At 63.1% G+C, this 21,802-nt stretch carries 24 protein-coding genes and 1 tRNA gene; 5 read left to right on the top strand and 20 right to left on the bottom strand.

Annotated features, from left to right (window positions below):
- Positions 1-3: 3 nt before the first annotated feature.
- Positions 4-1,281 carry a signal recognition particle-docking protein FtsY gene (ftsY, locus tag AWB79_RS01300; protein ID WP_061165562.1) on the bottom strand — a complete coding sequence of 426 codons (1,278 nt, stop codon included), beginning with the start codon at positions 1,279-1,281 and terminating at the stop codon, positions 4-6.
- Positions 1,282-1,535: 254 nt separating this feature from the next.
- On the opposite strand from ftsY, the gene rsmD reads away from it, so the two are divergent.
- The 3 genes from rsmD (at position 1,536) to AWB79_RS01285 (ending at position 3,106) form a co-directional block, all read left to right on the top strand.
- Positions 1,536-2,162, top strand: coding sequence for a 16S rRNA (guanine(966)-N(2))-methyltransferase RsmD (gene rsmD / locus AWB79_RS01295; RefSeq protein ID WP_061165919.1), 627 nt, complete (start codon positions 1,536-1,538; stop codon positions 2,160-2,162).
- A gap of 101 nt (positions 2,163-2,263) precedes the next feature.
- Entirely contained in the window at positions 2,264-2,770 is a 507-nt protein-coding gene (gene coaD / locus AWB79_RS01290) for a pantetheine-phosphate adenylyltransferase (protein ID WP_061165561.1), read from the top strand.
- Positions 2,771-2,848: 78 nt separating this feature from the next.
- On the top strand, positions 2,849-3,106 hold the full coding sequence (locus tag AWB79_RS01285; RefSeq protein WP_061165560.1) for a YfhL family 4Fe-4S dicluster ferredoxin: 258 nt from the start codon (positions 2,849-2,851) through the stop codon (positions 3,104-3,106).
- Between the two features lie 22 nt (positions 3,107-3,128).
- On the opposite strand, the gene hisC is transcribed toward AWB79_RS01285, so the two are convergent.
- From hisC to AWB79_RS01245, 8 genes are all read right to left on the bottom strand, one after another.
- A complete protein-coding gene (gene hisC / locus AWB79_RS01280) occupies positions 3,129-4,196 on the bottom strand; it encodes a histidinol-phosphate transaminase (RefSeq protein WP_061165559.1) in 1,068 nt (355 codons plus the stop codon).
- 16 nt (positions 4,197-4,212) lie between these two features.
- Positions 4,213-4,815, bottom strand: coding sequence for an aminoacyl-tRNA hydrolase (gene pth, locus AWB79_RS01275; RefSeq protein ID WP_061165558.1), 603 nt, complete (start codon positions 4,813-4,815; stop codon positions 4,213-4,215).
- 104 nt (positions 4,816-4,919) lie between these two features.
- Positions 4,920-5,537, bottom strand: coding sequence for a 50S ribosomal protein L25/general stress protein Ctc (locus tag AWB79_RS01270; RefSeq protein ID WP_061165557.1), 618 nt, complete (start codon positions 5,535-5,537; stop codon positions 4,920-4,922).
- A 151-nt stretch (positions 5,538-5,688) separates the two neighbouring features.
- On the bottom strand, positions 5,689-6,642 hold the full coding sequence (locus AWB79_RS01265; protein ID WP_061165556.1) for a ribose-phosphate pyrophosphokinase: 954 nt from the start codon (positions 6,640-6,642) through the stop codon (positions 5,689-5,691).
- A gap of 48 nt (positions 6,643-6,690) precedes the next feature.
- Positions 6,691-6,767, bottom strand: a tRNA-Gln gene (locus tag AWB79_RS01260).
- Positions 6,768-6,820: 53 nt separating this feature from the next.
- A complete protein-coding gene (gene ispE / locus AWB79_RS01255) occupies positions 6,821-7,702 on the bottom strand; it encodes a 4-(cytidine 5'-diphospho)-2-C-methyl-D-erythritol kinase (RefSeq protein ID WP_061165555.1) in 882 nt (293 codons plus the stop codon).
- Between the two features lie 18 nt (positions 7,703-7,720).
- Positions 7,721-8,347 carry a lipoprotein insertase outer membrane protein LolB gene (gene lolB / locus AWB79_RS01250; protein WP_061165554.1) on the bottom strand — a complete coding sequence of 209 codons (627 nt, stop codon included), beginning with the start codon at positions 8,345-8,347 and terminating at the stop codon, positions 7,721-7,723.
- Positions 8,347-10,206 carry a tetratricopeptide repeat protein gene (locus AWB79_RS01245; RefSeq protein ID WP_061165553.1) on the bottom strand — a complete coding sequence of 620 codons (1,860 nt, stop codon included), beginning with the start codon at positions 10,204-10,206 and terminating at the stop codon, positions 8,347-8,349. The genes lolB and AWB79_RS01245 overlap by 1 nt, the downstream gene beginning before the upstream one ends.
- A gap of 85 nt (positions 10,207-10,291) precedes the next feature.
- On the opposite strand from AWB79_RS01245, the gene mutM reads away from it, so the two are divergent.
- Both mutM and mutY read left to right on the top strand, forming a co-directional pair.
- The gene (gene mutM / locus AWB79_RS01240; protein ID WP_061165552.1) at positions 10,292-11,122 is read left to right on the top strand and encodes a bifunctional DNA-formamidopyrimidine glycosylase/DNA-(apurinic or apyrimidinic site) lyase; all 831 of its coding nucleotides are present in this window, start codon (positions 10,292-10,294) and stop codon (positions 11,120-11,122) included.
- A 9-nt stretch (positions 11,123-11,131) separates the two neighbouring features.
- The gene (mutY, locus tag AWB79_RS01235; protein ID WP_061165551.1) at positions 11,132-12,193 is read left to right on the top strand and encodes an A/G-specific adenine glycosylase; all 1,062 of its coding nucleotides are present in this window, start codon (positions 11,132-11,134) and stop codon (positions 12,191-12,193) included.
- Here the strand turns inward: mutY and AWB79_RS01230 are convergent.
- The 11 genes from AWB79_RS01230 to kdsD form a co-directional block, all read right to left on the bottom strand.
- The gene (locus tag AWB79_RS01230; RefSeq protein ID WP_061165550.1) at positions 12,190-12,831 is read right to left on the bottom strand and encodes an LON peptidase substrate-binding domain-containing protein; all 642 of its coding nucleotides are present in this window, start codon (positions 12,829-12,831) and stop codon (positions 12,190-12,192) included. The two genes, mutY and AWB79_RS01230, sit on opposite strands and share 4 nt — an antisense overlap.
- A 34-nt stretch (positions 12,832-12,865) precedes the next feature.
- A complete protein-coding gene (gene rapZ, locus AWB79_RS01225) occupies positions 12,866-13,762 on the bottom strand; it encodes an RNase adapter RapZ (RefSeq protein ID WP_061165549.1) in 897 nt (298 codons plus the stop codon).
- 82 nt (positions 13,763-13,844) lie between these two features.
- The gene (gene hprK / locus AWB79_RS01220; RefSeq protein ID WP_008351692.1) at positions 13,845-14,813 is read right to left on the bottom strand and encodes an HPr(Ser) kinase/phosphatase; all 969 of its coding nucleotides are present in this window, start codon (positions 14,811-14,813) and stop codon (positions 13,845-13,847) included.
- Positions 14,814-14,999: 186 nt separating this feature from the next.
- On the bottom strand, positions 15,000-15,455 hold the full coding sequence (gene ptsN / locus AWB79_RS01215; RefSeq protein WP_061165918.1) for a PTS IIA-like nitrogen regulatory protein PtsN: 456 nt from the start codon (positions 15,453-15,455) through the stop codon (positions 15,000-15,002).
- A gap of 411 nt (positions 15,456-15,866) precedes the next feature.
- The gene (gene hpf / locus AWB79_RS01210; RefSeq protein WP_061165548.1) at positions 15,867-16,226 is read right to left on the bottom strand and encodes a ribosome hibernation-promoting factor, HPF/YfiA family; all 360 of its coding nucleotides are present in this window, start codon (positions 16,224-16,226) and stop codon (positions 15,867-15,869) included.
- A 185-nt stretch (positions 16,227-16,411) separates the two neighbouring features.
- Positions 16,412-17,926, bottom strand: coding sequence for an RNA polymerase factor sigma-54 (locus AWB79_RS01205; protein ID WP_061165547.1), 1,515 nt, complete (start codon positions 17,924-17,926; stop codon positions 16,412-16,414).
- A 152-nt stretch (positions 17,927-18,078) separates the two neighbouring features.
- On the bottom strand, positions 18,079-18,846 hold the full coding sequence (lptB, locus tag AWB79_RS01200; protein WP_096031499.1) for an LPS export ABC transporter ATP-binding protein: 768 nt from the start codon (positions 18,844-18,846) through the stop codon (positions 18,079-18,081).
- An 11-nt stretch (positions 18,847-18,857) separates the two neighbouring features.
- On the bottom strand, positions 18,858-19,553 hold the full coding sequence (gene lptA / locus AWB79_RS01195) for a lipopolysaccharide transport periplasmic protein LptA (protein ID WP_061165545.1): 696 nt from the start codon (positions 19,551-19,553) through the stop codon (positions 18,858-18,860).
- 31 nt (positions 19,554-19,584) lie between these two features.
- Complete coding sequence (gene lptC, locus AWB79_RS01190; protein ID WP_061165544.1) at positions 19,585-20,187, bottom strand: LPS export ABC transporter periplasmic protein LptC; 603 nt, start codon at positions 20,185-20,187, stop codon at positions 19,585-19,587.
- A 4-nt stretch (positions 20,188-20,191) separates the two neighbouring features.
- Positions 20,192-20,761 carry a KdsC family phosphatase gene (locus AWB79_RS01185; RefSeq protein WP_096031489.1) on the bottom strand — a complete coding sequence of 190 codons (570 nt, stop codon included), beginning with the start codon at positions 20,759-20,761 and terminating at the stop codon, positions 20,192-20,194.
- A complete protein-coding gene (gene kdsD / locus AWB79_RS01180) occupies positions 20,761-21,744 on the bottom strand; it encodes an arabinose 5-phosphate isomerase KdsD (protein ID WP_061165543.1) in 984 nt (327 codons plus the stop codon). The genes AWB79_RS01185 and kdsD overlap by 1 nt, the downstream gene beginning before the upstream one ends.
- Positions 21,745-21,802: the final 58 nt, after the last annotated feature.

Here is a 21,802-nt window from a genome sequence, read left to right as displayed (position 1 = left end):
GCTTCAGCCGAGCAGCGCGTCGGCGAATTCTTCCGCGCTGAACGGCTGCAAATCCTCGACCTTTTCGCCCACGCCGATGAAATACACCGGCACCGGACGCTGCCGCGCGATCGCCGCGATGATGCCGCCCTTCGCGGTGCCGTCGAGCTTCGTCACGATGAGGCCGGTCAGGCCGAGCGCGTCGTCGAACGCCTTCACCTGCGCGAGCGCGTTCTGACCCGTGTTCGCGTCGATCACGAGCAGGACTTCGTGCGGTGCGTCGGGCATCGCCTTCGCAATCACGCGGCGCACCTTGCGCAGTTCTTCCATCAGATGAAGCTGTGTCGGCAGGCGGCCGGCGGTGTCGGCCATCATGACGTCGATCTTGCGCGCACGCGCGGCGCCGACCGCGTCGTAGATGACCGCGGCGGCGTCGCCGCTTTCCTGCGCGATCACCATCACGTTGTTGCGCTCGCCCCAGACCGTCAGTTGCTCGCGCGCGGCGGCGCGGAACGTGTCGCCGGCGGCGAGCAGCACGGACTGATTGAAGCGCTGCAGATGCTTGGCCAGCTTGCCGATGCTCGTCGTCTTGCCGACGCCGTTGACGCCCGCGATCATCATCACGAGCGGCTGCGCGCGACCGAGCATCAGCGATTTTTCGAGCGGACGCAGGAGGTCGACGAGCAGTTCGCGCAGCGCGGCCTTGACCTGCGACGCTTCGGTCAGACGGTCCGCGCGAACTTTCTCACGCAGCGATTCGAGCAGGAATTCGGTGGCGTCGACGCCGGCGTCGGACATGAGCAGCGCGGTTTCGAGCTCTTCGTACAGGTCTTCGTCGATCTTCGCGCTGACGAAAATGCCGGTGAGATTGGAACTGGTCTTCGAGAGCCCGTGACGCAGACGCGAGAGCCAGGACTTTTTCGAGGCGGGATCGAGCATCGGCGGCGGCACGATCTCTTCGCTCGCCTGATCCGTTTCGGGACCGCGCGACCATTGCGACTGGGTGCGGCCTTGCCAGTACTCCTTCGACTCGGCCGCCTGGGGAGCCGCGGGAGTAGTCGGCGCCGGAGCAGCGGGCACAGCCGGCACAGTCGGCTTAGGCGACGCGACGGGCTCGTGACGCAGCACCGGGGGCTTTTCCTCGGGCAGTTCGTTTTGCGCAGGCGCCTCGGCCGCGAGCGCCTGTCGCTCCAGTTCCGCGTCGGAGACTTCTTCCTCCTCGGCCGCCTCGGGGGATTCTTCCTGAGGTGCGTCGAGCTGCTCGTCCGCCGGCTTTTTGAATCGTTTGAAGAAGCTGAACATGGGTCTGTGAGATGAGGCGCGCGTCATCCGATGGCCGCGTGCGCGCGTGTGCGGCGCTTCGCGCGTGGCCCGCGCAATGGATTGGAAGCCGCATATTTTATCAGGCGCGGCCAGTCGCGCCCGTGCGGCTCCCGGCATGGCGCGCGCGTGTGGTAACGTTGCCTTTCATTGCGCGCGCAGCCGCATTCCAATTGAAAACAGGTCAGGCGCGCTCGTCGGGCGCGGCCGTGCGTCCGGCTCGAACACGATCATTTATGCCTCGCTCGTCCGCCACTCGCTCCACTTTGCCCAGCCACACGCCGTCGCGCGGAGGCAAGCCGCACACGATCCGTATCATCGGCGGAGACTGGAAGCGCACGCCGCTGCCCGTGCTCGATCTCGACGGGCTCAGGCCCACGCCGGATCGCGTGCGCGAGACGCTCTTCAACTGGCTCGGCCAGGATCTCAGCGGCCAGAATTGCCTCGACATGTTCGCCGGAAGCGGCGCGCTCGGTTTCGAGGCGGCGTCGCGCGGCGCTGCGCGCGTGCTGATGGTCGAACGAAGCGGCAAGGCCGCCGCGCAGATCCGCGCGAATCAGGCGAAGCTCGGCGCGCGCAATATCGAAGTCGCGGAAGCCGACGCTCTGCGGCTCGCCGCCAGTCTCGCGCCCGGCTCGTTCGACGTGATCTTCCTCGACCCGCCGTTCGGCGATCAGGCGCTGCTTTTGCGCGCGCTGGAACTCGCGACGCCGCTCGCCGCCGCCGATGGCGCGATCTACGTTGAATGCGGCGATCCGCTAGACGCCTCGTCCATCGATGCGCTCGCGGGCTGGTCGGTCGTGCGTGAAGGCAAGGCGGGCGCGGTCCGCTATCATTTGCTGCGTCGCGAAAATGAGGAATAATGCGCGTTGCCCATTTTGGCGAGCCCAGTCACGCGGGGAATGAGGCAGAGCTGGCCGTCGCAGCCACGCGGCCCAAACGTAAATAGAAAGAGGAGAAGCTCATGGTTGTCGCCGTGTATCCGGGAACGTTCGACCCGCTCACTCGCGGGCATGAGGACATCGTCCGGCGCGCATCGAGCATTTTCGATCAGCTCGTCGTGGGCGTGGCCGACAGCCGCGCGAAGAAGCCGTTCTTTTCGCTGCAGGAGCGGCTGGATATCGCGCACGATGTGCTCGGGCATTATCCGAACGTTCAGGTGAGCAGTTTCACCGGGCTATTGAAGGATTTCGTGCGCAAGAACAACGCGCGCGTGATCGTGCGCGGCCTGCGCGCCGTGTCCGATTTCGAATACGAGTTCCAGATGGCGGGGATGAACCGCTATCTGCTTCCCGACGTCGAGACGATGTTCATGACGCCGTCCGACCAGTACCAGTTCATTTCCGGCACCATCGTGCGCGAGATCGCGCAACTCGGCGGCGATGTGAGCAAGTTCGTGTTTCCGTCGGTGGAAAAGCGGCTGATCGATAAAGTCACCGATCAGACCCAGAAAGATCCGGCGGCGCCTTGATACGCCGGGCCCGCGCACCTACCTTGTAGGTTGCGCGGGTTTCAAGCCGGACCACGTTCCGGCGCAAGAGAGTGAAGCATGTCCCTGATCATTACCGACGAGTGCATCAACTGCGACGTTTGCGAGCCCGAGTGCCCGAACGACGCCATTTCGATGGGTCCCGAGATCTACGTGATCGACCCGAACAAGTGCACCGAATGCGTCGGACATTTCGACGAACCGCAGTGCCAGCAGGTGTGCCCCGTGGAATGCATTCCGCGCGACCCGGCGCATGTCGAGACGCCTGAGCAATTGCTGGCCAAATATCACGCGCTGATGGCGGCGAAGGGCAAGTAAGCCCTTCGATTTCCCGCTTCGATCAGCCGATCAGTTCCTTCAACGCTGCAACGAGCGCATCGCATTCGGCCGGCGTGCCGATCGAAATGCGCAAATGCTGATCGATGCGCGGCAATTTGAAGTGACGCACGAAGATTTCCTTTGCCTTGAGCGCGGCGGCGAGCGTCGCGGCGTCGTGCGCCGGATGCTTCGCGAATACGAAATTGGCCGCGGACGGCACGACGTCGAAACCGAGCGCTCGTAACTGCGCCGTCATACGGTCGCGGCTTTCCACCACTTTCGCGCAGCTTTCCTCGAACCACGCCTGATCCTCGTACGACGCGAGCGCCGCCGCTTGCGCGAGCCGATCAAGCGGATAGGAGTTGAAGCTGTCCTTCACCCGCGTGAGGCCTTCGATCAACGCGGCATCGCCGAACGCGAAGCCCACGCGCATGCCCGCGAGCGAACGCGCCTTCGACGTCGTCTGCACGACGAGCAGGTTCGGATACGTATCGATCAGATTGACCGCTGACTCCGCGCCGAAATCGACATACGCCTCGTCGATGATCACCGGCACGTCGGGATTCTGTTTCAGCAAGACTTCGATCTCGGACAGCGGCAGCGCACGGCCCGTCGGCGCGTTCGGATTCGGCAGCAGTACGCCGCCGTTCGGGGCGCGGTAATCGTCGACATCGATCGCGAAATCCGCGTTCAGCGCAATCGCGCGGTATTCGACGCCGTAGAGCTGGGCATATACCGGATAAAAGCTGTAGGTGATGTCGGGGAACAGGATCGGCGCTTCGTGCTTCAGCAGCGCGGCGAACGCGTGCGCGAGCACTTCATCGGAACCGTTGCCCGCGAACACCTGTTCGACGCGCAGCCCATGATGTTTCGCGACGGCTTCGCGCAACGCGCGCGCGGTCGGGTCGGGATATTTACGGAGCGTCGCGCCATCCTCGCCGAGTTCGCGACGGACCGCCTCGACGACACGCGGCGATGGCGGATACGGGTTCTCGTTCGTGTTGAGCTTGATCGGATGCGCCAGAGCGGGCTGTTCGCCCGGCACGTAAGGCGTCAGGGTGTGGACGATATCGCTCCAGAAACGGCTCACTTTTTTCGACTCCAGATCAAGAGTTGCGATGCAGGTTCATCACGGCGCGTTCGGTCTCGCCCGCGACGACGAAAGGCATCACGGCAAGCGCGCGCTCGATCGATTGATCGATCACATCCTGCTCTTCGCGGCGCGGCGGCTTCAGCACGAAGTTCGCGACGTCGGGCTTCGCGCCCGCGCGTGCGCCTTCGGGAATCAGATCGCGCGGATGCCCGATGCCGATGCGCAGCCGCCAATACTGCTGCGACGAAAGATGCGCGGAAATGTCCTTGAGCCCGTTGTGCCCGCCGCTGCCGCCGCCGAGCTTCATCTTGACGGTGCCGGGCGGCAGGTCGAGCTCGTCGTGCGCGACGAGAATCTCGTCGGGCAGAATCTTGAAGAATTGCGCGAGCGCGACCACCGATTGCCCCGAACGGTTCATGAACGTCTGCGGTTCCAGCAGATGCACTTCGTGGCCGTGCAGACGCCCCTTGCCGTAGAAGCCGTGGAAGCGTTTTTCCTCGCGCAGCGTGGCGCTGGCGTCGCGTGCGAACTGGTCGACGAACCAGAAGCCCGCGTTATGCCGCGTCGCGGTGTATTCGGCGCCCGGATTTCCCAGGCCGACGATCAGCTTGATCATGTCGATTCACGTAAAACGAAAAAAACCCGCCGGGGCTTGCGCGCCGGCGGGTCACGTCGACCGTTCGTGCGAACGGATCGAGAGTATCGCGATGCTCCGCGTGCTTACTCGGCTGCGGGCGTTTCGCCTTCAGCAGCTTCGCCAGCTTCCGACACGACAGCAGCCGGAACGGTCGCCGATGCCACCACCGGGTTTTCCGCTTCGACGGAAATCGTCAGGCTCACGCCCTTCGGCAGCGGAATGTCCTTCGCGTGCATCGTCTGGCCGGCTTCGATCTTCGCCAGATCGATTTCCAGGAACTCAGGCAGGTCTGCCGGCAGGCATTCCACTTCCAGTTCCGTCACGACGTGCGAGATCACCGCGCCCGACAGCTTCACGGCCGGGTTGGTTTCCTGGTTCATGAAGTGCAGCGGCACCTTGGTGTGCAGCTTCTTCTTCGCGTCGACGCGCTGGAAGTCCACGTGCAGCACGAACTGCTTGAACGGGTGATATTGCACGTCGCGCAGCAGAACCTGTTGCGACTTGCCGCCCACTTCCAGGTCGAGAATCGACGAGTGGAAAACTTCTTTCTTCAGGGCGTGCCACAGGGCGTTGTGATCGAGTTCGATCAGTTGAGGGGCCGCACCCACGCCGTACACGATACCCGGGGTCTTGCCCGAATTACGCAGGCGGCGGCTCGCACCCGTACCTTGCTTGCTACGCTCGAAAGCGACGACTTTCATGTTTGACTCCTATATCTGCCCGCGACCAGGCAGGGAAACCGGGATCATCGAAAAGGTGTGATCCCAAAACAAGCGACGCGAACCTTCGTCCGTTCGCATCGATCATGCAAAAACGCGAAGCGTGTGCTTCGCGTTCCTTGCTCAATTCTGTTTAACCTTCGGCGAAGAGCGACATCACCGAGTCGCCGCGCCGGATTCGGGAGAACGTCTCCGCGAGCAGACCCGCGCTCGACAGCGGACGGATCTTCGCGCACGCAAGCGACTCAGCCGAGAGGGGAATCGTGTCCGTGACGACCAGTTCGTCCAGCTCCGACGCCGTGATGCGCGCCGCCGCGCCACCCGAGAGCACCGGGTGTGTCGCGTAGGCGAACACCTGCTTGGCGCCACGTTCCTTCAGCACTTGGGCGGCCTTGCACAGCGTGCCTGCGGTATCGACCATGTCGTCCATGATCACGCAGGTGCGGCCTTCGACTTCACCGATGATGTTCATTACTTCGGCGACGTTCGCCTTCGGACGACGCTTGTCGATGATCGCGAGGTCCGTGTTCAGCTGCTTGGCGAGCGCACGCGCGCGCACCACGCCACCGACGTCCGGCGACACGACCAGCAGATGGTCATGATTCTGCTTGCGCAGATCGCCGAGCAGAACGGGCGTTGCGTAGATGTTGTCGACAGGAATGTCGAAGAAGCCTTGAATCTGGTCGGCGTGAAGGTCCATGGTGATCACGCGATCGACGCCGGCAATTTCCAGCATGTTCGCGACGACCTTCGCCGAGATGGCCACTCGCGCAGAACGCGGACGGCGATCCTGGCGCGCATAGCCGAAGTAGGGGATAGCTGCGGTGATCCGGCCTGCGGATGCGCGCTTGAGCGCATCGACCATGATCATCAGTTCCATCAGGTTGTCGTTCGTGGGGGCGCAGGTGGACTGCAGAACGAATACGTCTTTGCCTCGAACGTTTTCCTGAATCTCGACCATGATCTCGCCGTCTGAGAAGCGGCTGACCATCGCTTTGCCGAGAGGAATTCCAAGGATCTTGACGACTTCCTGGGCAAGCGCGGGATTTGCGTTGCCAGTAAAAACCATCAGGCCGTCACTGCTCATCGTGCACCTGTCTGCGGCTGGGGGCGAGAAGATAACTGCTAGAAAGAATGGCAGGGGAGGAAGGACTCGAACCCTCGCATGCCGGAATCAAAATCCGGTGCCTTGACCAACTTGGCGACTCCCCTACACTAACTCTGAGTCTTGCCGGAAGTGTAGGACATACCGACAAAACAAAACCTTATGACGCGAAAGCGAAGAGAGGATGAGAATCCAGACTTGCTGTCACCACGCTCTTCCAGCTTGCCGGCAGCTTGGCTTGCGCCATTTCTGCTTCGGCTCGGCTGGCGAAAGCGGCGAACACGCTTGCTCCAGATCCGGTCATTCGCGCCGGTGCGAGATTGGAAAACCACTCGAGCACCTTTGCAACTTCCGCGTACTTCCCAGCTACAACTGCTTGCATGTCGTTTCGACCGAAGCCGTCAGGCCAATTAGCGTCTGACGTTTTCTGCACTAGGAAGTCCGCTATTGTTACGACTTTCGTATCCCGTGTCAAGCTTTTTTCGGAGAAAATCGCTGCGGTCGGAACGTGCACAGCAGGATTCACCACCAGGAAGAAACGTCGAGGCAGATTCACCGCCTGCAGCGCTTCGCCCACTCCTTCTGCGAAAGCATTTTGCCCGAAGACAAAAAACGGCACGTCCGCGCCGAGTTGCAGGCCGAGATTCTGCAGAATCTCACGCGAAAGATCAACACCCCAGAGACGATTTAACGCCAGAAGTGTCGTGGCCGCGTCGGAACTGCCTCCACCCAGGCCCGCCCCCATGGGCAGTCGCTTGTCGATCTCGATCTCCACGCCGTACTTCGCGCCCGTATGCTGCTGCAGCAATCGCGCGGCCCGCACGACGAGATCGTCGGCTTCGGCAACGCCGGGAACGTCCGTTTTACGCGTGATGACGCCGTCGTCGCGGCGCGTGAAGTGCAGGCGATCGCCCCAGTCGAGCAACTGGAAGACGGTCTGCAGCGAGTGATAGCCATCCGGACGACGGCCCGTGATGTGCAGGAACAGATTCAGCTTCGCCGGCGCGAGACAGTCGCGGAGCGATTCGTTCGATGAAGACATGCGATGAGCCAAGCGAGGTTATTGATCGAGCACCAGCTTGATGTCGAGCGGCGGTTCGTTGCGCGTGAGATTGACGCGCTTCACGCCGGTGGCGGGCGCATCGGCATAGGCCAGATAGTCGATCGTCCACCCGTCCTGCTTGATTTCCTTCGGACGGCCGTTGCCGGCTTCCGGATCGAGTGTCGTCTGCGCGCGTGACGACGGCGCCGCGGACGGCTGGAGCCAGTAGCGCAGCCCTTCCACCGGAAGCGCGAAGCCGAGCGTGTTCTGCATCAGTTGCGACACGTTATCTGCGCTCACTGGCTGCCGGTTCGGCAATTCGAGCGTGGCGAGCGCCGGCGACGAGGTGACGATCGCCATCGTCTGGCCGAGCGGATTGCGCAGTTGCAGCGTGACGGTATCGCCCGTTTCCTGCCAGTCGAAGTTGCCGTAGGCGTTGCGCTGCGTGCCGTTCTGGTCGTTGTACTGCACGGCGAAACGCCCGTGATATTCACGAGCGGTCTGCGTGGCGAGCGAGGTGCTCGCGCTCGTCGTGGTCGGCACGCGCGGTTGCAGCGCGCAACCGGAAAGGACCAGCACGGCCGCCGCGGCGATGCCGAGCGCACCGCGTCGAAGCGATGCGCCGGTAAGGGAATCGATTGCCATCAAAGATCGTTTACCTGGAGTCGTTTCAGCGTTTTGAGGAGCGTGTCGTTGTCGGGTTCGAGCTTTTGCGCTTGCCGCCACGTGGCGCGCGCCTGATCCTGCTGACCCGACTTCCACTGGACCTCGCCCAGGTGCGCGCCGATTTCGGCGTTCGGCTGAAGGTTATAGGCGTTCTTGAGAATCTTCTCCGCCTCGGCCGAATTGCCCTGACGGAAACGCGCCCAGCCCAGACTGTCCATGATGAACGCATCGTTCGGCGCGAGCGAAACCGCCTTTTCGATCAGCTTCACCGCTTCGTCGAGCCGCTGATTGCGATCGACGAGCGAGTAGCCCAGCGCGTTGTACGCCTGCGGATTGTTCGGCTGCGTGCGCATCAGCGTGCGCAACTGGGTCTCCATGACGTCGTAGTGGCCGTTCTTTTCCGCGGCCATCGCGTAGTCGTAGACGAGATCGGGATCGTCGGGGAACGCGGCGACGGCCTTTGCGAGGTTCGCTTCCGCTTCCTTGTAGCGATGCGCCTCGAACAGGATCGCCGAGTCGGTGCGCGCGAGCATCGCGAGATCGCGCGGATCGGAGCTTTGCAGGCTGCCGAGCAGCGCGCGTGCGTCGTCGACCTTGCCCTGCTTCGCGAGCAACTGCGCGCGCGTGACCTGCGCGGGCAAGTATTGCTGGCTCGTGCGCGGAATCTTGTCGAGCCACTGGCTCGCGGCGGCGTCGTTCTTCTGCTCCAGCGCGAGTTGCGCGAGATAGATATACGCCTGTCCCGGGTCCGCGCCCGGCGTGCTCTCCGCCGTTTTCGCGTAGAGATTCAGAAAGTCCTGAGCCTTATCGAACTGCTTCTTCTGGATGTTGATGAGCGCGAGCGCCATCAACGGCGTCAGGTCCTTCGGGTCGTTCTTGCGCATGATCTCGAACTGCTTCTGCGCGTCGTCGAGCCGGTCGGCCGACAGGTACAACTGCGCGAGCGCGAGCCGTGCGTCATGCGATTTCGGGTTCTTCTGGAGATACTTCTCGAACGAGGAAATGCCCTCGTTGCGTTCTTCCGGACCCATGCGCGCGAGCGTCAGCGCGGCGGGCAAATAGTCCGGCTTGAGTTGCAGCGCTTTTTCCAGCGATGCTTTCGCGCCCGGCGGATCGTCTGCGACCAGTTGCTGGCGCGCGAGCGCAAGCTGCGTCTCCGGCCGGTCCAGATCGTTTTTCGTCAGATCTTTAAGCACGTTCAAACCGCCGACGCGGTTCGGGCCGCGCGCGAGCAATGTTTGCAGTGACAGAATAGCGTCGCCGCGCTGTTCCGGCGCGACCTTCGCGAGTTCCCGCTCGAGCGTGGGTTTCGCGTCGTCCGGCTTGCCGGCGACGATCAGCAGCGATGCGCTCAACTGCGCCGCGCGCTCCGAATGAGGCGCGAACTGTTGCCAGAGTTGCGCCGATGTTAGCGCGTCGTTCGGGCTCTGCGCCGCGATGGCGATTTCGGTTGCGCGCTGCGCGAAACGCGGATCGTGCGTGTCGCGGGCGAGGGCGAGATATGTCTGGAATGCGGGCGCCGGCTGGCCGCGCTGCAACGCGACTTCGGCTGCCAGAACCTGGAACACGATCTGGCTGGACATTGCGATGTTCGGCAGATCCTGAGCCTCCGCGCCGCTCACGGGCGCGGTCAGCAAGTCGGCTGCGTTTTGCGCGTCGGCCTGATCGTCAGCGCTTGGAGCGGATGACGAACCGGGGTCCTGAGCGTAGGCGGGGGCGAACGAAAGCGCGGCCATCGCGATCGCGACGGCGCCTGCGATCCGCGACATGGGCATGGTGAACGAATGCGCCAGACCGGCTTGACGCTTCGCAAAAAGCTTCATGACGAACGGGTTCATGGAAATCCAGACGATGTTTCGGTCGATTGTAACGCGGTCGCTAAAATACCGGCACACTCGCCCCTGCAAGTCTCTCTCCAGAAAAATGCCCGAACTGCCGGAAGTAGAAGTCACCCGACGGGGAATCGAACCCTATGTCGCCGGAAGGCGCGTCGAGCATGTCGACGTGCGCACGCCGGCCTTGCGCTGGCCCATCCCGAAGCATCTGCCGAAGACGCTCGGGCATCTGAAAATCGAGAAGGTCGAGCGGCGCGGCAAGTATCTGTTGTTCGAGACCGTCGAAGGATGGCTGATCGTCCATCTCGGCATGACGGGCACGCTGCGAGTGCTGCGCCATGTGCCGAAACCGCCGGAAGCGGCGAAGCACGATCACGTCGATATCGTGTTCGACGACTTCATCCTGCGCTTTCGCGATCCTCGTCGTTTCGGGGCGATCCTCTGGCATCCGCGTTCGGATGGCGACGTGCTCGATCATCCACTGCTTGCGAGTCTCGGCGTCGAGCCGTTTTCGCCGGAATTCTCCGGCGCGCTTCTGTTTCGCGAGACACGCGGGCGCAAAGTGTCCGTCAAACAGGCGCTGCTCGCGGGCGGGATCGTCGTGGGCGTGGGCAATATCTATGCATCGGAGAGTCTGTTTCGCGCGGGCATCCGGCCGACGACAGCCGCCGGGCGCATCTCGCTCGTGCGCTATGACCTGCTCGCTGATGCGGTGCGCGTGACGCTCGCGGCGGCCATCGACAAGGGCGGCAGCACGCTGCGCGATTTCGTCGGCAGCAATGGCGAGTCGGGCTATTTCCAGCTCGACTATTTCGTCTATGATCGCGCGGGCCTGCCGTGCCACGTCTGCGGCACCGCGATCAAACAGATTGTTCAGGGGCAACGCTCGACCTATTTCTGTCCGCGCTGCCAGCGCTAATTACTTCCGATGCTCGCACTCACCGATTTCTCGTCGCGCCTCATCGCGTGGCAACGTATTCACGGCCGCCACGACCTGCCGTGGCAAAACACGCGCGACGCATACCGCATCTGGCTCTCGGAGATCATGCTGCAGCAGACGCAGGTCTCCACGGTCATTCCGTACTACGCGCGCTTTCTCGATCGTTTTCCGACGGTGACCGCGCTCGCGGACGCACCTATCGACGACGTAATGGCGCTGTGGGCCGGTCTCGGCTACTACTCGCGCGCGCGCAATCTGCATCGCTGCGCGCAGGTGGTCGCGCACGAGCACGGCGGAGCGTTCCCGCAAACTGTCGATGAACTCGCGGAGCTTCCGGGCATCGGTCGATCGACTGCGGCGGCGATCGCGTCGTTCGCGTTCGCCGCGCGCGCGACGATCCTCGACGGCAATGTGAAGCGCGTGCTCGCGCGCGTGTTCGGCGTCGCGGGATTTCCGGGGGAAAAGAAAGTCGAAAGCGCGATGTGGAAGCTCGCGGAATCGTTGTTGCCCGACGCCGCGAACAAGGACGAAGTGACCGCGTACACGCAAGGTTTGATGGACCTCGGCGCAACCTTGTGCGTGCGCGGCAGGCCGGATTGCGCGCGCTGCCCGTTCGCGCCGGATTGCGTGGCGAATATCGAAGGACGTCAGCGCGAATTGCCCGCCGCGCGCCCGAAGAAAGCGGTGCCGACGCGCAAGACGTGGATGCTCGTGCTGACCGACGGCGACTCGATCCTTTTGCAGAAGCGCCCGCCGACGGGCATCTGGGGTGGTTTGTGGAGCCTGCCTGAAGCGGCGGACGAAGGCGCGCTGGCCGAAGTCGCGTTGAATCTCGGGGGTGCGGAGCCATTGCAACGTCTCGCACCGCTTTCACATACGTTCACGCACTTCAAGCTGGACATCGAGCCGCGCCTGGGCGAGGCGCGTGGCCCGGCCCGCGAGGCGACGGATACCGAAACCGTCTGGGCGCCGCTCGCACGTATCGACGCGTATGGTGTGCCGGCTCCAGTGCGCAAGCTGCTCGACGCACTCGCCGGATCGCTGATTTAAAGCAGTTGATGATGCTGCATGTAGTGATGCACCACGTCGATGCGCGCGCCCGCGTCCATCAACTCCATGAGCTTCTGGCGAGCGCGCATTGGAATCGGCAGGATTTCGGACAGGCGGTTTGAGACCCAGCTGGGATCGTCGTAAAGAAACGGCTCGACGAACGGAAGGTTCTGCGGCTCGCGCTCCTTGATCGTGTCGACGATGCGCTCCAGCACCTCCGCGCACGCGCCGAACTTGGCGAGCGCCTCGACGCCCTGCAGCGGCCGATCCTCGCCCAGCAACTCCGCCGAGCCGACGAGCAGGTTGCTCGGCTCCACGCGATGATCGGTCAGCTTGAAACGCGCGGTGCCGCGCGCCTGGACTAGCAGAAGGCCGAAAGTATCGACATCGCATTCGGAGATTTCCGCCAGGCAGCCGACGCTTTCCGGCACCGACGGATCGCCCGGCGACGCCACCTCGTGCCCGCTTTTCAGAAGACACACGCCGAAGGGCGTTTGCTCGCGCAGGCATTCGCGCGCCATGTCCAGATAGCGCGCCTCGAAAATCTTCAGCGGCAGCAGGCCGCCGGGGAACAGCACAGTGTGAAGCGGGAACAGCGGCAAGTCGGCCAGAACAGGATTCGCGGGATTCGAGGACATCGCGCCCCTCCAGGGTGGACCGCCGGCGCGGCGATCAGGTTCGCGTGTGAGCCGCGCTTTCATCCATCGGGATGGGCGCGTCACGATGCCGCACGATCACATTCGCCTTCTCGCGAAAGCGCGCGGCAAGCGCCTCTGCGATGAATACCGAGCGATGCTGGCCGCCTGTGCAGCCGATCGCGACGGTGAGATAGCTGCGGTTGTCGTCGCGAAAACGCGGCAGCCATTTGCCGACGAACGTACCGATGTCGGCGATCATCTCGCCCACCAGCGGCTGCGCCGAGAGGAAATCGATGATCGGCTTGTCGAGGCCGGTGAATGGGCGCAGTTCGCGGTCGTAATACGGATTGGGCAGGGTGCGCACGTCGAACACGAGATCGGCGTCGAGCGGCACGCCGCGCTTGAAGCCGAACGATTCGAACATCAGCGTGAGGTCGGCGGCGTCGGTCTCGACGAAGCGTTTCACCCACGCGCGCAGCACGTTCGCGCGCAGATTGCTGGTGTCGATCTGATGGCCGTACTCGGCGAGACCCGCGACCAGCTCACGCTCGCGCTCGATCGCTTCCGCGAGCGAGTTCAGCACGCCAACATCGGCCTCGTGCATCGACGAACCGGACAGCGGGTGACGACGACGTGTTTCGGAGAAGCGCTGGATCAGCGACTGCGTGCTCGCGTTGAGGAACAGCACGCGCAGGTCGAATTCGGCCGAGAGCTTGTTGATGATGGCCGGCACTTCGTCGAGCGAGAGGCTCGAACGAGCGTCGATCGCGACCGCCGCGCGCGTTTGGCCTTCCTTCGCGAGATAGGCGGCGAGCTCGGGCAGAAAGCGCGGCGGAAGATTGTCGACGCAGTAGTAGCCGCCGTCTTCGAGGGCGTTCAGTGCGACGGACTTGCCGGAACCGGAAATGCCGGTGATCAGGATGATACGCATGGGTCTTGGGAGTTTCGCTTTATCTAAGCTTAGCACCTGAGCCCGATCCGATCCGACGCGCTCGACGTTCCGGAATGCGCGCTCAGATCAGCTTGCCGGGAAACTGGCTGTCCGGGTCCTGCATGGCCAGCCGCTGACGATCCATGAAGTCGCGCAACGTGTCGATGCCACGCAGTTGCAGGATCGTATTGCGTACCGCCGCCTCGACCAGCACTGCGAGGTTGCGGCCCGCCGCCACCTGAATCGTCACCTTGCTGATCGGCAGGCCGAGCACGTCGACGGTCTGGCTTTCCAGCGGCAGCCGCTGGAATTCACCGTCCGGCCGGCGCACGAGTTGCACGATCAGCTTCAGTTTCATCTTCCGCCGCACGGCGGTTTCGCCGAAGATCGTCTTGATGTCGAGCAGGCCCAGGCCGCGCACTTCCAGCAGATTTTGCAAGAGAGGCGGGCAGCGGCCTTCGACGAAATCCGGGCCGAGACGCACGAAATCGACTGCGTCATCCGCTACGAGACCATGGCCGCGGCTGATGAGTTCCAGCCCGAGCTCGCTTTTGCCGAGACCGGAGTCGCCGGTGAGCAGCACGCCCATCCCGAGAATATCGATGAACACGCCGTGCAGCGTGGCGCGCGGCGCGAGAATGCGCGACATGTAGGCGCGCAGACTGTCGATGACCGCCGCCGCCGACATACGCGTGGTGAAGAGCGGCGTGGACGAGCGCGTGCAGCGCAAAACGAGTTCCGGCGGCGCGCCGACTTCGCCCGCGACCACCAGAAACGGCGGCTCGAGAGCGATCAGTTCGGCCATATGGCGCGAGCGGTCTTCGTCGGACTGGCGCTGGTAATAATTGATCTCGGCGTCGCCGAGCACCTGGATACGGTTCGGGTGAATCAGGTTCAGGTGGCCGACGAGGTCGGCGCTCGATGTCGCGTTCGCGACCGTTTCGCTCGAAAAGCCTCGTTCCCAGCCCTCGTGCCCCGTGAGCCAGCTGAGCTTCAAGGCGGCGGCGTTGTCGTCGAAAATACTTTGGGCGTTGATGCTGGACGTATCCATGAGGCCGGAACTCCGAAGGAAGCCGGGAGCAGCACGACGCGCGCCGAAGCGGGCCGCTCCGGTTCGCCGCATGGCGCTGCGTGTTACCGATTGTGCCCTAGAAGCTTCGCGTAAGCGAGGCGCCCCGAAGGCCCGATAGCGAGGCGGGACGGGCTGAAGACGCGCTTCGCCGTGTTCGTGGAGCTATTACGGTTGCCATTGCGTGAGCACTTGATAAAGCGCTTCACGATTTTCTTCCTTGTGCAGACGCTCGCGCGCCTCGCTGTCGGACAGCAGTTGTGCGATCTCGGACAGGATCTCCAGATGCTGCTGGGTAGCCTGCTCCGGCACGAGCAGGAAGATCAGGAGGGAGACAGGCTGGCCGTCGGGAGATTCGAACGCGACCGGCTCGGCCAGACGCACGAACGCGGCGAGCGGTTGCTTCAGTCCCTTGATGCGGCCGTGCGGGATCGCGACGCCTTCGCCCAGCCCGGTCGAGCCGAGGCGCTCACGAGCGAAGAGATTGTCGGTGACGGTGCTGCGGGCCACGCCGTTCTGATTCTCGAAGATCAGGCCCGCTTGCTCGAAGACGCGTTTCTTGCTGGTAACGGACAGTCCGAGAACAACGTTCTCGATGGGAAGAAATTTGGCTAAACGATTCATGTTGGCAGGCAGATGCGTGGCCTGATAGCTCCTCATCGTGGCTGCTGTCTGAAAGCGCTCACGGCGATGATGAAACGGAAAGTGCGCTGGCGGCGCTCCCTGCAGCGTTTGTGTCGTACGACTTCGAATAACCGGATCATTATAGAACAGGCCCCGCGCGGATGGTGCGCCGCGCCATGGCTCCGTCAGCGAATCAAATGTGCAGGACAAAGCCCTGAAAATCAATGGCTTGTCGCGCGCTACTGCGAAAATCCAACAAAAAAGCCGCCAAGCTGGGCGGCTTCGGTTCGGTACATGCCCGAATCGGGCGTTTCAGAAATTCCGAGGAACTCTTCGAATCTATTCCGCCGCCCTCCGGCGGCGGGTTTCGCTATGCTCCGCGGACCAGGCCGCGAATACGCGCGATGTAACTCAAGGCGACGGCGCTTCCATGCTTTGCGGCTCGCCGTGATACTTCACTGACTCGTGTGCGTGGCCCTGGATCTTGTCCTTGTGCTTGATGACTTGCCGATCCAGCTTGTCGACCATCAGGTCGATGGCGGCGTACATATCAGCGTCACAACTCTCGATAAAAATGTCCTTGCCCTTGAGGTGCAGGTTGATTTCTGCCTTCTGCCGCTTTTCCTTTTCCCTATGATTGTCGACCGAGAGGACAACGTTGCCGTCGATCACTTGATCGAAGTGACGCAGCACCCTGTCCAGCTTCGTGATCACGTACTCGCGCAACGCAGGCGTCAATTCGAGGTGGTGTCCACTGATCTTCAGATTCATAGTTGCTCTCCAAGCTAATGGCCGCCAGGCCACGTCGGCTCGTCCGGTACCGGTCGGCTGTGCGAACCGTCAGCGCGTCATGTCTTACGCGCTCCTGAAGCGGGTCGCATCCGCCGGCTCGAACTCGCTTTCGCGGTGCGGCCGGTAAACGCCCATTGCAAAATGCGATGGACTACAGAGACGGGTCATAGAGACTTGCGCAGATTCACTGCGGGAATCTTGAGGGCTTCGCGGTACTTGGCAACGGTACGCCGCGCGACCACGAATCCTTGTTCCGCCAGCAGTTCGGCGATGCGGCTGTCTGAAAGAGGAGTCTTGGGGTCTTCCGCTCCTATCAGTTGCTTGATGAGGGCCCGGATCGCCGTGGACGATGCCGCGCCTCCTGTGTCGGTCGAAACGTGCGATCCAAAGAAGTACTTAAATTCAAGCGTCCCGAATGGGGTGAGCATGTACTTCCCTGTAGTCACACGAGAAACCGTCGACTCGTGTAAGCCCAGCGTATCAGCAATCTCCCGCAAAACCAAGGGGCGCATGGCGATTTCGCCATGTGCAAAAAAGTTCTTCTGACGCTCGACAATCGCCTGCGCGACACGCAGGATCGTCTCAAACCTCTGCTGAATATTTTTGATCAGCCAGCGCGCTTCCTGGAGCTGCTGACGCAGCGAGCCGCTCCCCGGATCGCCGCGGTTGTTGCGCAGGATATTCGCGTACAGGTGGTTAATGCGCAGGCGCGGCACGATTTCCGGGTTCAGCTCGGCGAGCCATCCGCTCGCGCTTTTCTTCACGAGAATGTCCGGCACCACATAGTCGGCTTCGCTCTTGCCGTACGCGGCGCCCGGGAACGGCTCCAGCGACTTGATCAGCAAATGCGCGTCCCGCAAGGAGTCGTCGCTTGCCTTCAGTTGCTTGCGCAGGCGCGTGAAGTCACGGGCGGCGAGCAACTCCAGATGATTCGTGACGATATCGAGCGCCAGCGTGCGCGTGGGTGATGCGTCGAGCCGCAGCAATTGCAGCTTCAGGCATTCCGACGCCGAACGCCCACCGACACCCGGCGGATCGAAACTCTGCAGCAACGCGAGCGCCGCGCTCAGTTCGTCGATCTCGACTTCCAGTTCTTCCGGAAGATCGGTCTGAACTTCTTCGAGCTGCGAGGTCAGATAGCCGTCTTCATCCAGGGATTCGATGAGAAACGTGACGAGCGCGCGATCGCGTTGATTCGCCGACGTCATTCGCAACTGCGCGGTCAGATGGTCGCGCAGCGTGGTGGTCGATTCGTGGATCTGCAGCGGCGGCAGGTCGTCGTCGTCGGACGCGTTGTTCGAGCGGCCGTAGTCTTCGAGATTCCAGGAACTGGTGTCCGAGCTGCTGTCCGAACCCAGGCCGTTGTACTCGTCGACGCCTTGCGGCTCGCTGTTTTCCGAACGGTCGGAACTGGAGGTGCCCGATGACGAGCCGTTGCTCATCATCGGTTCTGCGGGCGCGCTCGGTGCTGCGGGCTGCGCGATCAGTGAACCGTCCGCAGCGACGCGCAGCGGGCTCGAGATCCAGTCGTCGTTTTCGAGCAGCGGATTCTGGGCGACCGCCATCGCGACTTCCTGCTGCAGTTCGAGCGTCGACAACTGAAGCAGCCGGATGGACTGCTGCAGTTGCGGGGTCAGCGCAAGATGCTGCGAGAGGCGGAGTTGGAGGCTGGCTTTCATGGCAAGGTTTTAATCATTGTAGAGAGTTTGCCACGCGCGCGAAACCTCGCGGCGAATCCAAAAAAGCGCGTGCCGCCCGGCGGGCGGCACGTAAGTTTTGCTGCTTCGGCGTGGTGCGGTGCACGATGCGAACGCGTCAAGCGCCCGCTCGTTCACATGCGGAAATGCTCGCCCAGATAGACGCGCCGCACGCTTTCGTTTTCGATGATTTCGCTCGGCGCGCCCGCCGCGAGCACGCTTCCATCGCTGATGATGTACGCGTGATCGCAGATGCCGAGCGTCTCGCGCACGTTGTGGTCGGTGATCAAGACGCCGATGTTGCGCTGCTTCAGAAACTTCACGATCTTCTGGATTTCCAGGACCGCGATCGGGTCGACGCCAGCGAACGGCTCATCAAGCAGGATGAAGCTCGGATTGGTCGCGAGCGCGCGCGCGATCTCCACGCGACGGCGCTCTCCGCCCGAAAGCGACAGCGCGGGATTCTCGCGCAGGTGGGCGATCTGCAACTCGTCGAGCAAGGCTTCCGCGCGCTGACTTATGGCGTCTTTGGACAGGCGTTTGCCCGCTTCATCGGTCTGCAACTCGAGGACCGCGCGGATGTTCTGCTCGACGGTGAGCTTGCGGAACACCGACGCTTCCTGCGGCAGATACGAAAGCCCGAGGTGCGCGCGCTGGTGAATGGGCAGGAGGCTGATCGAATTGCCGTCGAGATCGATTTCGCCGGCATCGAGCGGCACGAGGCCGACGATCATATAGAACGAGGTCGTCTTGCCCGCGCCGTTCGGGCCGAGCAGCCCGACCACCTCGCCGCTCTTGACGTCGAGCGAGACATCTTTCACGACCGTGCGCGAGCCGTAGCGCTTCTTCAGGTTGCGGACGACGAGCGAACTCGACTCGCCTTCCGGCTTGCGGTGGGGCATGGCGGGCGCATTCACTGCTGCGGCGTTCCTTGGATGGTGTTCGACGGGGCGAGTGTGGCGGGCTGGCCGTTAAGCGGCGCGGCGCCGCCCGAACGCGGTGCAAGCATTGCGCGTACGCGTCCGCTCGGATTGCCCGGACCGGCGACGTCCTTGCCGGCGCTCGCCGTATAGAAGTCCTTCTGCCCGTCATACGTGATGACGCTGCCATGCACCTCGTCCTGCACGGTGTTGAGCCCTTGCAGGCGGCGCACGGTGGCGCGCGTCGTGAGCTTGGTGAAGTCGTTCTTGCCGTCGTAGTCGATACGCACGGCATTGCCGTCGATGTATTCGTTCACGCCGTCGCGCTTCTGGCGGAAATACGAGAGATTGTTACCGGTCGAGGTGCCGGTTGCGTACTGGTAACCTTGTGGATCCTGCGTGACTTCGACACGGTCGGCCTTGATGACGATCGTGCCCTTGGTCGCGACCACGTGACCGGTGAAGACGTTCTTCTGGTTGAGGTCGTCGTAGGACATGTTGTCCGCTTCGATGTTGAGCGGCTTGTCGCGGTCGGCCTTTTCGGCGTGCGCGGGGAGCGTCACCAGCGCGATGAGGGACGCCAGAGCGGCGACCAGCCCGGCCCGGGAGGCTCGCTGGGCGCGCGTGACGCGGCGCGCGAGCATTGCGCGCGCATGGCCGCCATCGGGACGAGGGAACCTTTCGTTCATGCAGTCACAGTTCGGATGGGAGTGCCGGGCTTTACTTGGACGAGCCGCCGTTGATATCCGTGGCGGCGATCGCGCCGCGCACGTTACCGAATAGCTTCATTACCCGGGTCACGTTGTTGTAGTTCATGCCGTCGGCCGTCATCACCGACGGACCGCGCTGAAGTCTAACCGGTTTTTCCGTTTCGATGACATCGTCGTTCACCAGCACGCGAAAATGCTGTGAATCCGCCTGCATCTGCGGATCGCCGTAGCCGGCAGCGCGAAGTATGCGCGCATGGTCGTAGAGATCGACGACCGAGACGTCGCCGTTGACCGTGCCGCGCTCGGCCGTCGCCGTGACAGTCGGCTTCATCGGCTGAAACATGCGCATGGCGGGCAGCGTGAGGTCGCTGATTTCGTCGTCCTCGTAATGCACCATGGACTTGGCCGTCAGCCGGTATTGCGTCGTGCCGGTGGCGTCGAGCTCGGACACGGAAAAGTTGTTGGCGAAATAGTCGGGCGTGTGCCGTTTGGCCGGCGCCGGCGCTTGCGCGGCTGGCGGCAGCGTGGCCTGCAATAGCCAGTACGTGATGCCGGCGAGCGCGGCCACCGCGAAGAGCGGCAACAGCGAGGCGAGGCGGCGGGGGCGCTGCATGGAGTCAGCTTCCGAGCGCCGCGGCGAGCAGCTCGTCGTAGCGATGTTGCGCGCGCAGGATCGCGTCGCAGACTTCGCGCACGGCGCCGTGGCCGCCACGTGCTTCGGCGACCCAGTGCGCGCGCTGGATCACTTCCGGATGCGAGTTCGCCGGCGCGGTGGCGAAGCCACATTGACGCATTACGCAGAGATCGGGCCAGTCGTCGCCCATGTAACCGCATTCGGCGGACGAAATACCGATCTTCTCGAGCAATGTCAGAAAGGCGTCGTTCTTGTTTTCGACGCCCTGATATAGATGCGTGATGCCCAGCTCGCGCGCGCGCGCCGCGACGATGCCGGACTGCCGCCCGGTGATGATCGCCGTCTGGATGCCGACGGACTGCAGCATCTTGACGCCGTGGCCGTCGAGCGAATTGAACGACTTCATCGTGTCGCCTTCGGCCGTGAAGTAAAGGCTGCCGTCGGTGAAGACGCCGTCGATGTCGAAAATCATCAGCCGGACGCGGCTCGCGCGCTCAGCGGCCGTGGCCGTGGCGGGCAGCGCCGGCGTGCCGGAGGGAGGCTTTTGCGCCATCAGATCACCTTCTTGGAGAAGAGGTCGTGCATGTTGAGTGCGCCGATCAGCGTCGAGTCGGCGTCGACGACCAGCATCTGATTGATGCGATAACGCTCCATCAGTTCCACCGCTTCGACCGCGAGATGGTCCGGCGCGATCGTGCGCGGGTTACGCGTCATTACATCGGCGAGTTTCAGCGCGCGGAAATCGCCGTCGCCCTGCAGCACGCGGCGCAGGTCGCCGTCCGTGAAGATGCCCAGCACGTGGCGATTGTCGTCGATCACGGCGGTCATGCCCATGCGCTTGTCGGTGATCTGGAAGAGCGCGTCCGAAACCGTCGCCGAGAGCGGCACCACGGGAATTTCGTCGCCGACGCGCATCACGTCGCGTACATAAGTGAGCAGGCGGCGGCCCAGCGCGCCGCCCGGATGCGAGCGCGCGAAGTCGTCCGGGCCGAAGCCGCGCGCGTCGAGCACGGCGACGGCGAGCGCGTCTCCGAGCGCCATCGCGGCGGTCGTGCTGGCCGTCGGCGCGAGGTTCATCGGGCACGCTTCCTTTTCGACGCGCGCGTTCAGGTGCATGTCCGCGAGCTGCGCGAGACTGGATTCGGGACGCCCGGTAATCGCGATAAGCTTGGCGCCGAGACGCTTGATGAGCGGCAGAATGGCGACGAGCTCTTCCGTTTCGCCTGAATTCGACAGCGCGATGAAAATGTCGTCGGAAGTGACCATGCCGAGGTCGCCGTGGCTCGCTTCGGCCGGATGTACGAAGAACGCGGGCGTGCCCGTGCTCGCGAGCGTCGCGGCGAATTTGCGCGCGACGTGTCCCGACTTGCCGATGCCCGAAACGACCACCCGGCCGCGACAGCCAAGCAGCGTTTCGACCGCATTCGTGAAGTTTTCGTCGAGAAGTTCGGAGAGCCCGCGAACCGCGTCGGCTTCGATCTGGATTACACCGCGAGCCAGCGCCAGTGCCCGGTCGCCATTGATTTTCGCTATCATTCGCGGAGTATAGCAAAGGCGATTCTGAGCCGCCCCGCACGGAGGCTGGCGCGCCGCC

The organism is Caballeronia hypogeia (assembly GCF_001544875.2).
GTDB classification, from domain to species: Bacteria; Pseudomonadota; Gammaproteobacteria; order Burkholderiales; family Burkholderiaceae; genus Caballeronia; species Caballeronia hypogeia.
This window is presented reverse-complemented; position numbering and strand designations above follow the sequence as displayed.

Bases quoted from the DNA above. Each gene is read 5' to 3' on its own strand.
- ftsY (WP_061165562.1), bottom strand. From the start codon at position 1,281: ATGTTCAGCTTCTTCAAACGATTCAAAAAGCCGGCGGACGAGCAGCTC.
- rsmD (WP_061165919.1), top strand. From the start codon at position 1,536: ATGCCTCGCTCGTCCGCCACTCGCTCCACTTTGCCCAGCCACACGCCG.
- coaD (WP_061165561.1), top strand. From the start codon at position 2,264: ATGGTTGTCGCCGTGTATCCGGGAACGTTCGACCCGCTCACTCGCGGG.
- AWB79_RS01285 (WP_061165560.1), top strand. From the start codon at position 2,849: ATGTCCCTGATCATTACCGACGAGTGCATCAACTGCGACGTTTGCGAG.
- pth (WP_061165558.1), bottom strand. From the start codon at position 4,815: ATGATCAAGCTGATCGTCGGCCTGGGAAATCCGGGCGCCGAATACACC.
- AWB79_RS01270 (WP_061165557.1), bottom strand. From the start codon at position 5,537: ATGAAAGTCGTCGCTTTCGAGCGTAGCAAGCAAGGTACGGGTGCGAGC.
- AWB79_RS01265 (WP_061165556.1), bottom strand. From the start codon at position 6,642: ATGAGCAGTGACGGCCTGATGGTTTTTACTGGCAACGCAAATCCCGCG.
- ispE (WP_061165555.1), bottom strand. From the start codon at position 7,702: ATGTCTTCATCGAACGAATCGCTCCGCGACTGTCTCGCGCCGGCGAAG.
- lolB (WP_061165554.1), bottom strand. From the start codon at position 8,347: ATGGCAATCGATTCCCTTACCGGCGCATCGCTTCGACGCGGTGCGCTC.
- AWB79_RS01245 (WP_061165553.1), bottom strand. From the start codon at position 10,206: ATGAACCCGTTCGTCATGAAGCTTTTTGCGAAGCGTCAAGCCGGTCTG.
- mutM (WP_061165552.1), top strand. From the start codon at position 10,292: ATGCCCGAACTGCCGGAAGTAGAAGTCACCCGACGGGGAATCGAACCC.
- mutY (WP_061165551.1), top strand. From the start codon at position 11,132: ATGCTCGCACTCACCGATTTCTCGTCGCGCCTCATCGCGTGGCAACGT.
- AWB79_RS01230 (WP_061165550.1), bottom strand. From the start codon at position 12,831: ATGTCCTCGAATCCCGCGAATCCTGTTCTGGCCGACTTGCCGCTGTTC.
- rapZ (WP_061165549.1), bottom strand. From the start codon at position 13,762: ATGCGTATCATCCTGATCACCGGCATTTCCGGTTCCGGCAAGTCCGTC.
- hprK (WP_008351692.1), bottom strand. From the start codon at position 14,813: ATGGATACGTCCAGCATCAACGCCCAAAGTATTTTCGACGACAACGCC.
- ptsN (WP_061165918.1), bottom strand. From the start codon at position 15,455: ATGAATCGTTTAGCCAAATTTCTTCCCATCGAGAACGTTGTTCTCGGA.
- hpf (WP_061165548.1), bottom strand. From the start codon at position 16,226: ATGAATCTGAAGATCAGTGGACACCACCTCGAATTGACGCCTGCGTTG.
- AWB79_RS01205 (WP_061165547.1), bottom strand. From the start codon at position 17,926: ATGAAAGCCAGCCTCCAACTCCGCCTCTCGCAGCATCTTGCGCTGACC.
- lptB (WP_096031499.1), bottom strand. From the start codon at position 18,846: ATGCCCCACCGCAAGCCGGAAGGCGAGTCGAGTTCGCTCGTCGTCCGC.
- lptA (WP_061165545.1), bottom strand. From the start codon at position 19,553: ATGAACGAAAGGTTCCCTCGTCCCGATGGCGGCCATGCGCGCGCAATG.
- lptC (WP_061165544.1), bottom strand. From the start codon at position 20,187: ATGCAGCGCCCCCGCCGCCTCGCCTCGCTGTTGCCGCTCTTCGCGGTG.
- AWB79_RS01185 (WP_096031489.1), bottom strand. From the start codon at position 20,761: ATGGCGCAAAAGCCTCCCTCCGGCACGCCGGCGCTGCCCGCCACGGCC.
- kdsD (WP_061165543.1), bottom strand. From the start codon at position 21,744: ATGATAGCGAAAATCAATGGCGACCGGGCACTGGCGCTGGCTCGCGGT.